Source organism: Bacteroides sp. HMSC067B03 (assembly GCF_001811315.1).
GTDB classification, from domain to species: Bacteria; Bacteroidota; Bacteroidia; order Bacteroidales; family Bacteroidaceae; genus Bacteroides; species Bacteroides faecis.
The window spans coordinates 62536-77222 of record NZ_KV804369.1; the positions used below are offsets into that span (position 1 = coordinate 62536).

Annotated in this window: 11 protein-coding genes, 1 pseudogene and 1 riboswitch; of the genes and pseudogenes, 6 read left to right on the plus strand and 6 right to left on the minus strand. The window is 40.5% G+C overall.

All coding sequences use genetic code 11. The annotated features are described in order from the left end of the window. Positions 1-34 precede the first annotated feature (34 nt). The 5 genes from HMPREF2794_RS15325 to HMPREF2794_RS15345 form a co-directional block, all read right to left on the minus strand. On the minus strand, positions 35-652 hold the full coding sequence (locus tag HMPREF2794_RS15325) for a thiamine phosphate synthase (protein WP_055269391.1): 618 nt from the start codon (positions 650-652) through the stop codon (positions 35-37). Between the two features lie 4 nt (positions 653-656). Beyond that, positions 657-857 carry a sulfur carrier protein ThiS gene (thiS, locus tag HMPREF2794_RS15330; RefSeq protein WP_010538298.1) on the minus strand — a complete coding sequence of 67 codons (201 nt, stop codon included), beginning with the start codon at positions 855-857 and terminating at the stop codon, positions 657-659. A 60-nt stretch (positions 858-917) separates the two neighbouring features. Further along, positions 918-1011: riboswitch (TPP riboswitch) on the minus strand. A gap of 55 nt (positions 1012-1066) precedes the next feature. After that, entirely contained in the window at positions 1067-3049 is a 1983-nt protein-coding gene (locus HMPREF2794_RS15335; RefSeq protein ID WP_010538297.1) for a sensor histidine kinase, read from the minus strand. Between the two features lie 153 nt (positions 3050-3202). Then, positions 3203-3820 (minus strand): superoxide dismutase, encoded by a 618-nt coding sequence (locus HMPREF2794_RS15340; protein WP_029425584.1) that lies wholly within the window; start codon positions 3818-3820, stop codon positions 3203-3205. Positions 3821-3896: 76 nt separating this feature from the next. Beyond that, positions 3897-5639 (minus strand): hypothetical protein, encoded by a 1743-nt coding sequence (locus HMPREF2794_RS15345; RefSeq protein WP_070751823.1) that lies wholly within the window; start codon positions 5637-5639, stop codon positions 3897-3899. A gap of 147 nt (positions 5640-5786) precedes the next feature. Between HMPREF2794_RS15345 and HMPREF2794_RS15350 the strand changes: the two genes are divergently transcribed. Next, positions 5787-8153: an ATP-dependent helicase gene (locus HMPREF2794_RS15350; RefSeq protein WP_070751824.1), complete on the plus strand. Its 2367-nt coding sequence runs from the start codon at positions 5787-5789 to the stop codon at positions 8151-8153. A gap of 20 nt (positions 8154-8173) precedes the next feature. Next, entirely contained in the window at positions 8174-8869 is a 696-nt protein-coding gene (locus HMPREF2794_RS15355) for a hypothetical protein (protein WP_022300994.1), read from the plus strand. Between the two features lie 84 nt (positions 8870-8953). Here the strand turns inward: HMPREF2794_RS15355 and HMPREF2794_RS15360 are convergent, their stop codons facing one another. Then, the gene (locus tag HMPREF2794_RS15360; protein WP_070751825.1) at positions 8954-10219 is read right to left on the minus strand and encodes an ATP-binding protein; all 1266 of its coding nucleotides are present in this window, start codon (positions 10217-10219) and stop codon (positions 8954-8956) included. A 230-nt stretch (positions 10220-10449) separates the two neighbouring features. On the opposite strand from HMPREF2794_RS15360, the gene HMPREF2794_RS15365 reads away from it, so the two are divergent. From HMPREF2794_RS15365 to HMPREF2794_RS15385, 4 genes and pseudogenes are all read left to right on the plus strand, one after another. Continuing rightward, positions 10450-10674: a hypothetical protein gene (locus HMPREF2794_RS15365; protein WP_010538291.1), complete on the plus strand. Its 225-nt coding sequence runs from the start codon at positions 10450-10452 to the stop codon at positions 10672-10674. A 12-nt stretch (positions 10675-10686) separates the two neighbouring features. Beyond that, positions 10687-11184 (plus strand): annotated as a pseudogene (locus HMPREF2794_RS15370) (6-bladed beta-propeller); the annotation flags it as partial. A gap of 9 nt (positions 11185-11193) precedes the next feature. Further along, the gene (locus tag HMPREF2794_RS15375) at positions 11194-12420 is read left to right on the plus strand and encodes a 6-bladed beta-propeller (RefSeq protein ID WP_070751826.1); all 1227 of its coding nucleotides are present in this window, start codon (positions 11194-11196) and stop codon (positions 12418-12420) included. A gap of 1087 nt (positions 12421-13507) precedes the next feature. After that, the gene (locus HMPREF2794_RS15385) at positions 13508-14641 is read left to right on the plus strand and encodes a hypothetical protein (RefSeq protein ID WP_022300999.1); all 1134 of its coding nucleotides are present in this window, start codon (positions 13508-13510) and stop codon (positions 14639-14641) included. Positions 14642-14687: the final 46 nt, after the last annotated feature.

The window sequence follows — 14687 nt, forward strand, 5'->3', positions numbered from 1 at the left end:
TCTCTTCTTTTATTTGATTATACATTTGACGTAATTAATAACTCTCCAAAATTCTGCGTGTCTCCTCTGCCGGATCTTCCGCCCGGAGAATCGTTCCGGAAAGTGCGATTCCGTTTACTCCGGTTTCGAGTATGGCGGGTATATCCTCATAGGTGATTCCTCCGATAGCTACTACCGGGAGTTCGATATTCGCCTCCTTCATCTGAGATAAAATAGCGGTATAGCCTTCCAGCCCCAGAACAGGGCTCAGGTTTTTCTTTGTAGTAGTGAATCGGAAAGGACCGATGCCGAGATAATCTGCTCCGGCACGATAATGTTGTACGACGTCTTCGAATGTATTTGCCGTACCACCGATGATAAATGATTCTCCAAGCAGTTGCCGTGCCTCATCGATAGGCATGTCTTTTTTGCCCAGATGCACACCGTCCACTTCCAGCTTTCTGGCAAGTTCGACGTGGTCATCCAGAATTAAGATCGCTTCCTTCTCTTTGCAGAGCGGTTTTAGCTGGAGGGCAACCGCTTCCACTTCTTCGCACGGAGCTTCCTTCATGCGTAGCTGTATCCACTTGCATCCCCCTTCGAGTGCCATGAGTGCCGATTCGAAACAGGTATACCGATCGGTCTGGTGAGTGATAAATTGTAGACTGACCATACTTTTACCCTCCACAAGCCGCTTTGATGATCACCAGGTTGTCATTCTCCTGCAACGAAAACTTTTCCCATTCGGTGCGCGGAATCATTTTGTTGTTTACGGCAATCGCGATGCCTTGTACCGGAAGTCCCAGTTGGGCTGCCAATTGTGTAAGGGTAGAAGCGGGAGTCATTTCCACCTCTTTGTTGTTTACTTGTACTTTCATTGTCCTATCAGAGTTAATAAGTTGAAAGTAAATACAAAGAGCGTGCTTATATGGAAAGGCGATAAGAAGAAACACAATCCCTACGTCAGTGCTAACTGCCTCAGGTTCCTAGGGTATAATCTCAGCCCCTCTTGGGGCACCCCTTTGTCTTTACGGGAGCAAAGTAAGCGAAAAAGAAACAGATAAACACCAAATCATCCGATTTTTTTTCATTTTTCTTCCGATTCCTGCTTTTTGATAGGATGGGAAAAGACAAACCGTGCCCCGTTCTTATAATTCTTATCGATCCAGATATCGCCTCCCATACGTTGTATGGTCAGTTTGCAGATCGCCAGTCCCAGGCCTGTTCCCTGCACAAATTCGTTGAGCTTCTCAAAACGCTGGAATACCAGTTCCTGTTTGTCCTCGGGAATTCCCGAGCCTGTATCGGTCACGGAAAACAGCATACACTGGTCTTCCTCATCTATTTCATAATCCAGCGTAATGCTTCCGCCGTCAGGAGTAAACTTCAGTGCGTTGTTCAGCAAGTTGGTAATGACCTGCTGCAAGCGTAACGGATCGGTGTAGAGCATATAAGGTTCTTTCGGCATCCGGAGTCTGATATCTATATCCTTTGTCCTGTTCTTTCTGGTCAGCGTAATCATGTTCTGACAATGATTGACCAGTTCGCACCATTCATACTTGAACAGCAGTTTGCCGGATTCCAGACGCGATACGTCCAGTACATCACTGATCAGTTGCAATAATAACTCCGAATTGGTCTGAATGATGTCCGCATACTCTTTTTGCTCCTCTGTTGTCTCTACGGTATCAATCAGCAGGCTGGAAAAGCCGACAATAGCGTTCAGAGGTGTCCGTATTTCGTGACTCATGTTCGAAACGAAGGCACTTTTCAGCTGATTGGCTTCTTCGGCACGCTCTTTGGCGTGACGAAGCGCGTTTTCTGATAATTCCAGTTTCTTTTTATCTTCCCTCAATTGTGCTGTTGTCTTTTCGAGGTGGTTCTTCAGAATCTTTGTCCGGTAATAATAATACAATGAGATGAACAGTCCGCCTATCAGCACAAGAAATGTAAGCAGAATAAACTGAACTTCCGTGCGATACGCCTGGAAGAAAGGTATCGGCTGGTTGATGACAAGTGAATTGAACGGTAGCTTCTTGTCATGGAATCCCCATTCTTTCAGTTTGTTGGCATCAAACTTATATTTGTTGGGCAATAAATAGATATTGCTGATGTTTTCTTCTCCTTTGTCCAGAAATAAATAAGCCTGTTCGGCCATGTTTTGCCCTATTCCGGCATATTGAGGCACATATCCGCCGATAGCCCAATAACCGATTGCGGTGGCAGTCATACTGAATACGGGAAGTGAAGGATTGGCTTTGGAGAAAGCATATACGGAGTTATTCATATACGTGATACCCCGGCTGTCAATTCTCCAGATACCTAGCAGCATCACAGAATTCTTCGGTACTTTGCGCAATTGGTTGACGGCTGCATCGAGGGTGTGCGTACGGCCATCAATGTAGGTAGTCGACAATTCAGGGTAACGTACCATGTTCTTTTTCACCCAGGCTTGCTCGGCAAGTCCGTTGTAAGTATTGTCCGAGATGAACACCAGATGCTCCATGTCCGGATAGAAACTTCGCATCATTTCGATATCTCTGTCAATGTCATATTCATATGTATTACAATATATTACATTGTACTCTTTCATCCTTTCCGTTAAGTCGATGCTTGGAGGATCATAAGTCTGTATATGGATGGAATCTTCCGGTATGCGGATACCGTTGCGGGTTGCCATAGCACAAAATACGGGAAGCTGTTTGTACTTCTCATCTTCGAGATGCAGGAAGCTGCTCCACGCTTCGCCTCCCAGCAGGATGACCAGTTTCGCATTCGGGTGTTTATCCAGAATATTGGTGAGCGTTTTTTTCCACTCCCTGGCTTGATTGAGGTCGGTAGCATTCATGTTTTCTACGATGGTGGAATACTTTCCGCCCAGCAGACGGTACGTTTCTACAAATGTGTTGATATTATCGTAAGTATATTTGGTATCAGAATTGTAGGACGTGACAAAAAGTATCTCCTCCTTCGATTCTTCCGGAGTAGCCGCATTGCTGAAGAAGGGGAGCAAAAGTAAGAAAATAACATCGACAATGCGCCATTTTTTATTTTTCTGCTGAAGTGTCATAATTGTCTGTTTTGGGTTCGGCTGTTGCAAAAATACAACTTATACCTTTGAAATACAATAGAATGTTTAGGTTTTGTGCCGGAAAAAAGGTCGCTGTGAAATTCACAACGACCTTTCCGATAGTATAGCTTAGTTTAATTTTAATGAGTCCGGTTACATTCTTTTTTCTACCACGTCCCAGTCGATGATATTCCACAGGGCGTTCACGTGGTCGGCACGGCGGTTCTGGTAATCCAGATAGTAGGAGTGTTCCCACACATCAAATCCCAGAAGTGGTTTCAGTCCGGCGCGTACGGGATTACTGCCGTTTCCTTCTTTGGTAATATGCAGTTTACCGTTCTTGTCTACTGAGAGCCAAGCCCATCCTGACCCGAATAATCCGACTGCTGCTGCATTGAATTCTTTCTTGAAGTTTTCAAAGCTGCCGAAATCACGTTTGATAGCTTCTCCCAGTTTGCCTGCCGGTTCCTTTTTCGAAGGTTTCGGAGCGAATTGGAGGAAATATAAATTGTGATTCAACACTTGTCCGGCGTTGTTGAAGATAGCTCCGTCCGGGGCAATGGCAACGATTTCTTCTACCGTTTTACCTTCATATTCTGTTCCGGGAACAAGGCTATTCAGATTATTTACATATGTTTGCAGATGTTTTCCGTAATGGAAATCTATAGTTTGCTGACTGATTACAGGTTCCAGCGCATTGTTTGCGTAAGGAAGTTTTGGCATTTCGTAAGTCATGGTCATAATTATTAAAGACATTAATATAGTATTCATATTGTCAAAACTTTAATTGGTTTTGTTATACTATAGTAACAGCCGTGAGCCGTAAAAGGTTCACGGTATTTTATTTTTATTTATAAATGTACTGTATGCGCTCCACTTGTTGCGGGTTGTCATGGTTCGTCCGGCATACCCACTGCCCGGTATTGTCATATTCATAATAAGAGTCCCCGTCGATCCGGTTGCCGTACTCATCATAGAGGCAAGTCAGGCATCCGGACGTTTTCTGGCTGTTGCCGAAGATACGTTGGTAGACGATTCGGGTGAGATAACCGTATTTGTCATATTCATACAGTTCTTTTTGCGAAAGGAGCTGGTTGGGCGAATTGACAAAGAGCATATTCTGGTGCTGTGATTCGGTCATTTTGCCGTTATCATCATATTTGTTGACTGTGTATCCTTCCAGTTCCCCGTTCTTGTTGTACTCTTTGCATTCCGTCAGCAATCCCTGTTTGTTATAGCTACTGACGGTATATCTGCCGTCCATGTATTTGAGGGAGTCACTTTCGATGCTTCCGTCGATACCGATGCGGCGTGTCCGGCGGTAGAAATCCGTTTTGGTTTTGGGGTTTGTCTTCACTTCGAAGATGCAGTGGCCTTGCGGGTCGTATAGCCTGCTGGTTTGTACTTCGTTGGCAGGCTGCCCGTTCTTTTCGGTCACGGATAATACGGTGGTAAGCTGCCCCTTATCGTTATAGATGTAGCTCGTTGTAATGTTGCCGGTGCTGTCGGTTTCGCAGCATTTCGTCAATCTTCCCTGCGTGTAATATTTCACGGCAGTAGGGGTCGATACAATTGCTTGCAGAACGAATGGTGCTCGCAGTGCGTTGGCTTGGTCACGAAACTCCTTGTATTTGTGCGTTTTGAGAAACTCTTGCAGTAAACCGAGCGATTCAGAGTTGACTATTGCCGGCTTCAAGAGCTCAAAGTCCGCCTTTTCACTGAGATATTCAAGATCGTTCAGGTGAGTCCGGGTACCGGTGGCCAGATAAGGTGTATTTTTATAGTCATCAATAATCTGCCGGATGGCGGTGGCATTTCCTCCTTTTTTCAAGCTGTCGATGCGTTGAAACAGGAAGTCGTCGTATAAGGTACGGACTTCGGCAAGGTAGGGGCGTGGACCTCTCGTTTGATAATATTTCTGCATTTCGGGGTCCTCAAAGAAAGCTTTGAAGTTGGCAGGAGTCGGTGCGGCTTTTACCAGTTGGTAGAGCCGTACGTTTTCGGAGGCGTTGACTTGTGCGATGAATTTTCCGTCGGGATACTCCTTGACATAAGTCCGGTAGATGGCAGGCGAAGGAGTTTTGAGCATTCCTTCCAGCAATGCTACCTCACGGAGGTTCTGTAGCCTTTGCAACATGGCGGAATCAGCCGGATATTCGGTGGCGTGAATGCTGTCCAGCAATGCCCGGCTGAAAGGAATCTTATCTTTTGAGGCTTCCAGCAAGCTGATGATTGACTGATCCGCCTTTTCCCGTATGTTGGAAAGCTGTATCTTTTCCCCTTCACAGATTCCCGGGAAATAGCTTTGGGCGGCTTTCTCGTAGCAGCCGAAGTAGAGGGTGGCTGCCTGCTCGCTTTGTTTGTTCCAGAGATCGTTGAGCACATCCATTAATGATAACTCTTCGGCATAATATGCCTTTGTTTCGTCATCCAGTTTTTCCCGGTTCTTCTGCCATTTGTCGGCGTCGTTGTCGTTCAGATACCTTAGCAGCTTTTCCATGCGGCTTTGTTTTTGCGCCAGTGCCTGCTGTGGTATACAGGCGACGAGGCACAAGCATAAAATAAATGATAAAAATATACTCTTTTTCATTGCTTTGAGTGGTTAGGTTAAATAGTTAGTGATGAAAAATCATAAAAATATCTTCATTGTCAAATGAATGTTATACTTTTGTCGTATTGAAACAAATTTGAACGCCAAGGGTTTGTTAAAAATCCTCATTGTTTTTATAATGCTGTTATGAATACCAACTATATAGAGGAATTAAATGAGAGTCAGTGTGCAGCAGTGACTTATAACGACGGGCCTTCGCTGGTGATAGCCGGTGCAGGTTCGGGAAAGACACGTGTCTTGACTTATAAAATTGCTTATCTGCTGGAGAACGGCTATCAACCGTGGAACATCCTGGCACTGACCTTTACCAATAAGGCAGCGCGTGAGATGAAGGAACGTATAGCCCGCCAGGTAGGTATGGAGCGGGCGCGCTATCTGTGGATGGGCACTTTCCATTCCGTCTTTTCCCGCATTCTCCGTGCCGAAGCACAACACATCGGATTCACCTCCCAATTCACCATTTATGACTCGGCGGATAGCAAAAGCCTGATCCGCTCCATCATCAAGGAGATGGGGCTGGACGAAAAGACTTATAAACCGGGGATGGTACAGGCACGCATTTCGAGTGCCAAAAACCACCTGGTTTCTCCTACGGGATATGCCGCCAATAAAGAAGCTTATGAAGGGGACATGGCAGCCAAAGTGCCAGCCCTCCGTGATATATATACCCGTTACTGGGAAAGGTGCCGTCAGGCGGGAGCGATGGATTTCGACGATTTGCTGGTGTATACTTATATTCTGTTCCGTGACTTTCCGGAGGTGCTGGCCCGTTACCGGGAGCAGTTCCGTTATGTATTGGTGGATGAGTATCAGGATACGAACTATGCGCAGCATAGCATCGTACTCCAACTGACGAAAGAGAATCAGCGTGTTTGTGTGGTAGGGGATGATGCGCAGAGTATCTACTCTTTCCGTGGGGCGGATATCGATAATATTCTCTATTTCACGAAGGTTTACCCTAACACAAAAGTGTTCAAACTGGAGCAGAATTATCGTTCTACGCAAACCATTGTCTGCGCTGCCAACAGTCTGATCGAAAAGAATGAACGCCAGATTCGGAAAGAAGTGTTTTCTGAAAAGGAAAGAGGTGAACCCATTGGTGTATTCCAGGCTTACAGTGATGTGGAAGAAGGGGATATCGTAGCCAATAAGATAGCTGAACTGCGTCGGGAACATAGTTATGGTTATGCTGATTTTGCGATATTATATCGTACGAATGCGCAGAGCCGTGTTTTCGAAGAGGCTCTTCGGAAACGGAGCATGCCTTATAAAATCTATGGCGGGCTTTCGTTCTACCAGCGTAAGGAGATTAAGGATGTTATAGCTTATTTCCGCTTGGTAGTGAATCCGAATGATGAAGAAGCATTCAAGCGGATCATTAATTATCCTGCCCGTGGTATCGGTGATACGACGGTTGGAAAAATAATATCGGCAGCCACGGAAAATGGTGTCAGCCTTTGGGCAGCGCTCTGTGAGCCATTGAGCTACGGGCTGAATATCAACAAAGGGACGCATGGCAAGCTGCAAGGTTTCCGTGAACTGATAGAAGGCTTTATGGCCGGTCAGGCTGACAAGAATGCCTATGAGATAGGAACGGACATCATCCGTCAGTCCGGCATCATCAATGATGTTTGCCAGGATACTTCACCGGAGAATCTGAGCCGTAAGGAAAACATAGAGGAACTGGTGAATGGAATGAATGACTTCTGCGCTTTGCGGCAGGAAGAAGGAAATCCGAATATTTCTCTGACAGATTTTCTTTCGGAGATCGCTTTGCTTACCGATCAGGATTCGGACAAGGCTGATGATGGAGAAAAGATCACGCTGATGACCGTTCATTCGGCCAAAGGGCTGGAATTTAAAAACGTATTTGTAGTGGGGCTGGAAGAAAACCTTTTCCCCAGTGGCATGGCGGGCGATTCTCCCCGTGCGTTGGAAGAAGAGCGCCGTTTGTTCTACGTGGCTATTACCCGTGCGGAAGAACATTGCTATATTTCTTTTGCCAAGACCCGTTTCCGTTATGGAAAGATGGAGTTTGGAAGTCCCAGTCGTTTTTTGCGTGACATTGATGTGAATTATTTGCAGTTGCCGCATGAAGCCGGAGTCAGTCGTGCGGTGGACGAAGGTGCAGGACGTTTCCGCAGGGAGATCGAAGGCGGGTTTGCACGTACGGCATCCCCTTCACGTACACCTTATGGAAGTAATTTCTCCGACCGTGAACGTCCGAGAGCTCAGGTGATTGCTCCCAGTGTGCCGAAGAATCTGAAGAAGGTTAGTGCGGTGAGTGGCAGTAATGCGAAGCCGGCTTCTGCCGGTTCGGCATCTGTTACAGGGGTGCAGGCAGGACAGATGATAGAGCACGAACGTTTCGGCTTGGGTGAAGTGATCAAAGTAGAAGGAACGGGTGATAATGCAAAAGCAACGATTCATTTTAAAAATGCAGGGGACAAGCAACTATTGTTGCGTTTTGCACGTTTTAAGGTGATAGAGTAATCATAGTAAATTTAGAGATGATGAGAAAACAACTAACTGTCATTCTGCTTTCTGCTCTGATGTTGGGCGGATGTGCATCGGGACGTATGGGAAATCCCGGAGCAATTGTAGGTGGTGCTGCAATTGGGGGAAGTCTGGGAAGTTCGATCGGCGGACTTATCGGAGATAATAATCATGGCTGGAGAGGCGGATATCGTGGCTCTGCCATTGGAAATATTGTTGGAACCATTGCCGGTGCAGCGATAGGGAATGCGCTGACTGCTCCTAAACCGGACCCGATAGAGGAGTATGCCTATGTTCCGGAAGTCAGGCAAGGGCAATCTCATTCCAGATACAAACCTCGTACACAGGTTCAGCAGCAGATGGCCCAGTTGAAGCTGCGCAAAATTCGCTTTATTGATGATAACCGGAATCATGCGATAGATGGCGGAGAAAGCAGCAAGATCATCTTTGAAATCATGAACGAAGGAAAGAAACCTGTCTATGATGTGGTTCCTGTCGTAGAGACGGTCGGAAAAGTGAAACACATTGGTATTTCTCCTACCGTGATGATAGAAGAGATTCTTCCGGGTGAGGGCATTCGCTATACAGCCACTGTTTATGCAGGAAGCAAACTGAAGGATGGCGAAGTGACCTTCCGTGTAGCGGTATCCGATGAGAATGGGGTAATCTGTGATTCTCAGGAGTTTACGCTGCCTACACAGCGGGCGGACTAGGATAAGAATAGCTCGAAATAGTTGATTTAACATGGTGACACTATGTGCTCGGGATAGTGACACCATCCTTGGTACATAGTGTCACTATGTTAATGGGATAGTGACACTATCTTTTAATAGCCATCTCCATATAGGGATTATATGTATTTTTTTGTTGTCGATAGTTATTTCTTCGGTTTCGTCATCGGTCAGAACCATGCCTTCGGTGAGATTATATGCATTGAGTGCAGAAACTAATCCATTTATTTCACGCTGCCTTGTTTTTTCATCTTTCATCGAACGGGTGACTTGACAGGCGGATATAATATGTCCGTTTTCACGCATGATGAAATCACATTCTATTCCGTCATCATGATAATAAACATCTTTTCTCTGGCGTTTTATCTCAATAAACACTAAATTTTCAAGTAATTGCCCGATATTATCAGTAGCATTGAAGCCCACTTTGCCGATAATCGCATTATCAATGAAATAAACTTTCTTTTGATTATTCATCTGCTTCTTTACAGACCAGTCGAATTTCATCACTTGAAACAATAGATAAGTATTTTCAAGATATTCCAGATAATTTTTAACCGTTTCCGTATGCTTGATACCTATCGTTTTTGCTAATGAAGTATAAGAAAAGCGTTTGGTTGCATTACTAGCCAAGTAATAAACCATTTCCAGCAACTCCCTTTCACCATTTAATTTGTTTCGGGTGACAACATCCTTATAAATGATGTTTTCATAGAGTGTGGATAGGTAATTAGTGTTTGGGTCTTTGATATAACGGGGAAAACCGCCTGTTTTTACATATTCATCAAAGTATCTTTTCAGTATACTTTTTCCTGTGGTAGTATAAAAGTCTTTTTGTTGCGGATATACTTCTTTTATTTTTAGAAACTCAGGAAAAGAGAAAGGATATAATTCTATTTGGCAATAACGTCCGGTAAGATGTGTTCCCAATTCTCTGCTTAACATATTGGCATTAGAGCCTGTTACAAAGACTTTGCATCCACTGTCATGCAGTCTCCGTACAAACCTTTCCCAACCGGGAATATTCTGTATCTCATCAAAATAGAAAGTCTTCTGTTCTCCGAATAACTCAATAAAGGCTTCATACAATGTTTGAAAATCATCGACCTTGAAATTGATGAGCCGCTCGTCATCAAAATTCATGTAATAGTCTTGTTCTGTTTGCTGCGAACGTATTTGCTGCAAAAGTACGGATTTCCCACATCTTCGTATACCTGATATAACTAACACTTCGGGACTGTTTACTAAACTTATATCAATATCCCTTTCTATCATTTGTGATATATCTTTTTCGCGTTGATCGAATATGATATGCTTTAATAGTTCTTTCATAATAATGGGCGCTTTTATTTGCAAAGATATAAAACTTCTCATTATAAACGAGTAAAATTAAGAAAAATTGCTCATTGTAAATGCGTAAAATAACATAGAACTTCTCATTTATAATGAATGGCAGACGTTAATCTTTAGACAATGTTAATGAGACAGTGATAACAAAATGATGTTTGCATTTTAAATTATTATACTGTATCTTTGTTACATAACAAATAAAACAGATAACAATGAATCCTCTTGATCTTTTTTTTGGAACTGGTGATGCTGTTAGAATGATTTTTAAACTAGGCTATGTGCCAGAAGAAAGCGAATTTTATGAATTGACTTGTGATCAGTATAAATACTACTTTGAAATTTATGGTCATACTGATGAAAAATTACGTTATGCTGCTTCTCTGTTGCCTTCTATATTTAGTAAAGATACACCTTATTCACGTGACGTGGAACCATAAATAAAAAACATAATGAGAACTGTAAGTCTGATAACACTGTCTATCCTTATTTGTGCATGCTCTGCTAATAAAAAGAATCTTCCCGATGGAATTGAAATAATCCCTGTCGAAGTAGATAAAGTCTCGCAGGATGCCTCATCATTTTTAGAGAAAATAGAGATTGTGCCTTTGGAAACGAACGACTCATCTATCTTTCATAGATGTAATAAAGTCATCTACGATCAAAGTTCGGATCTATTTGCAATTTATACAAGTGATCAAATTGTTTTCACGTTTTCGGGAAATGGGCAATATATAGCAAATTCGAAGAAAATGAAAGGACAGGGGCCGGAAGACTATGTAATGGTATTGGATATTAATTTTAATCCTTATTTAAAAGGCATAGACTTGCTAAATCCTTATGGGACAATATATACTTATAGTCCGACATTCGAACTGCTAGCCAAGAGAAAGTTTAAACCGGAATTTCCATTGGAATACTTGATGGCTTTAGATGCTGAAAATTATATTTAAATAGTAATGACTAGTAGAAAAAATAGCTCGTTGATAGAAGTAGTGTATGTGGGAAAAATTATTATGATACTTTTTCTAACTATGTCATCCTGTCAACGACAGGTTTCATGTCATAAAGGTGATATTGAAATTATTGATGTCTTGAATAGAAATCATCCTATAGAAATCAATCTATACGATATTGTGGATAGTGTCAAATACGTTCCATTGGGAACAGGTGAATGTTTATTAAGTGAGATTGAATGCATAAAGAATGATGGGAAATTCTATTTTGTCAAAGATTCAAGAGGGGTATTTGTATTTGATGAAGAAGGATATTTTATTAATGAAGTAGGTCATAGAGGTATAGGGCCGGGTGAATATGTGTATTCGGACAATTTTTATTTAGATCGTGATAATAAATTGGTATGTCTTATCTGTAATTCTGCGAGAAAAATTTTACAATATACTTATTCTGGAGCTTATTCTAATACAATTCAATTAGATACCGAAGATGCTAACATTGAGTATGCCATGATGTGTGGTCAAGGAGAGCTTATTGCGTATTATCCGTTACCAAATGATTATTCTCAAAACCAAAGTGAATACAGTGTGTTCAGAATCAAGAATGACTCATTAATTGGCGAAACGCTGTTAAAAGCAAAAGAAATAGGGACTCAAAATATACATTATCCTTTTCTACATTATCCAATAGCATTATTAGATAATCAATATTTTTTTATATCGGTATTGTCGAATGAGCTTTTTGTATATGAGGGAGGTCAAATAATGCCTGGATATTACGTAAATATACCAGAGAATGAGCCAAGTGAGGATTTTATAGAAGAACATAAAGACTTGAATTTTTTTGAATTAGTTGAAACATTGAAAAAAAGTAATATAGGTTTGGGAATCACTGCCATTGAGTCTTCTTCTGATTATTTATTTATGTCAATTAGCAATAAAAGTACGTTGATATGGGATAAAAAAAGATCAATTCAAATATCTGATATTTATGATCCTGATTTGAAACTTTATTCTGATTTACTTTTATCTGGTGGAGTATCAGATGAACATTTAGGTTTTTATTCTGCAGATTTTCTTTGTGCTAACAAGGAGCTTATATTGAAAGGCAATGATAGATCTCTAGCTAAATTGGTTGGAAATTTATTAGAAGATGATAACCCTGTCGTGTATCAATATTACTTCAAGAAAAATGCTATAGATATATTAATTGAAAAATATGGAATTTGATTATAACATTGTTTGTTGAATTCTCTTGTAAAAAAATGCTTTTAATAGAATTACGATCGAAATTGTCAATGCCTGTTTTTTCTTTTTACATTCTAAAAATACAAAAGAAATGATTGCTATTTGGGAACGTGACCAATTTGGATATCCAGTTTGTATTGATGAAAAGCATGTATCTGGATTTTGGAGATGCGGAGGTGAAAGTTGAAGGTTTGCTTAGACAGCCGGAGGGAAGAGAACCGATTCCGGTGAAGAAAGAAGAGAAATAACAGAAGATGCTACAAAAAGATATCAATATTTGAAGAAATCGAGTAATATACTGCTCCCATTACTTAAATTTTTCAATGATGATTATGTTATGTTTATTTGGTAAAGACAGATAGAGGATATGGAAGTCATTTTACGTATAACAGAAAGCAGAAGAAAGTTTTTTTGATCAAAGAAGGGGAGCCTTTTATTATGTATCTCTGTTTTGGCATAGTTGATAATGCTTTGCTCTCAATTTGCAAACCTGATTTTGTTCATAGAGTGGTAGATCGTAAGTTGATGCCGTCTGAGGAAATTCGTAAAATGGAGGCTTTGAAAGAAGATGATAATCCTGTTATATTGAAATGTTATTTGAAACGATGAAGCTAAATTGGCGAATTGTAGGTCGGATAGGTGAAATATATTAGTGTTATTTGAATGGAATTATGTTAAGTGAATATTTTAAACAAATTCTTTTTGTTCATTTATATATGGCGTGTTTCTTTAAAACCAAAGAGGTGTTGGTTTTAAAGAAACGGGGTCTTGGTTTTAAAGGAACGATACTTTGGTTTTAAAGGAAAACTGTCGTTTTCTATGGTGTTGATAATCAATTGTTTATGAAGATGAGATTTTACTCTTCTAAAATAGTAAATTATTCAGTCAAATAGGCTCTGAAAGTGATGATAAAGATGTGACGACATTTATATTATGGACATTAATCTTTTCACAAAATGGCTTTTGCTCTAATTTTAGTAGACTAAATAATATCTTTTTAGAGGAAAAGCTATTGATAGTTGTGAAATATGTTATCTTTGTAGTACAAAACGAACTAAAATAAAGCAAAATGAGACCTAAAAGAATAATACTGTTGTTTGTTATAGCTTGTGTCGGAGGAGTTATATTCTTTTTTGTATGCAAATATACCTATGATTTTAAAGTAGTTAAGCTTAAGGAGAAAGCGCGAAACGCTTTTATTGGGGCGGTTGATCAAGAACTAAGAAACCGGAGTGTTGATGGAGATTGTTCATTTAATTTGGATGCAAAAGCGGCTATGAGTGCTGAAATTCCAGATTCTGTATATTTTGAAGATGAAACAGGGAAACGTTGGTATCGGTTAGATCCCAAGAAGAATCGTATGAATATTACGAATAATTCTACATTACGCGCTTTGCACTCTTTTGCTTTTGGAAAAAAAGAGCTTCTTGCTGATTCTTTGAATGCCGTATGGAACGAGCAATTACGAAAGTCAAATATTTTTCTTGAATCAGCTTTGTGTGTTTCATTAATAAATATAGATGGAAGTATAAAATCACAAAATACATGTTGGAACGAATGGTGTAATTCTTCAAATTTGGTTTTTACTTCTTATATAGGTTATGCTTGTGAGATAGAGATAATAGGATATTTGTGTTATTCAGTGTGGAGTATAATGTATAAGGAAATCTTTCTCTATCTATTATTATATATAGTTTTGGTGTATGGATTTTATAAATCTTTTATAGTTCTTCGTCGTAAGTTGTATTCGTTACCTAATAAAGAAATAATAGAAATAGAGGTTATAAAAGAAGTTCCTGTTGAAGTACCGGTAATTAAGGTAGTGCAGAATATAGATGCCACTATACATTCATATAAATTGAATGAACGTTCTATATTTTATTCGGAACGGAATATTCTAGTAGTTGATGGGGTTGAGAAAAAGATTCAGCCTCAGACTTGTCGAATATTAGAATTATTTTTAGAAGAAAAAGATCATAAATATATGTTGGAATACAGTGTAATAATGGATAAACTATGGCCTGACGGATCAGGTAATACTTTACGAATGCATAAAGCGGTAGATCGTTTACGTGCATTATTTAAAGAAAATGATCTTTCTATAAACATACAGAGGAAAAATAGTGCATATCAACTAATTTTTGGGGAAAACCTTTTTGAACAGGCAAATAATAAAAATGTCGATGAAATGGAGATAATTTGAATTCTTGTTTGATTGTTTATAAAGAAAATATGGTTAGGTCCGAAAT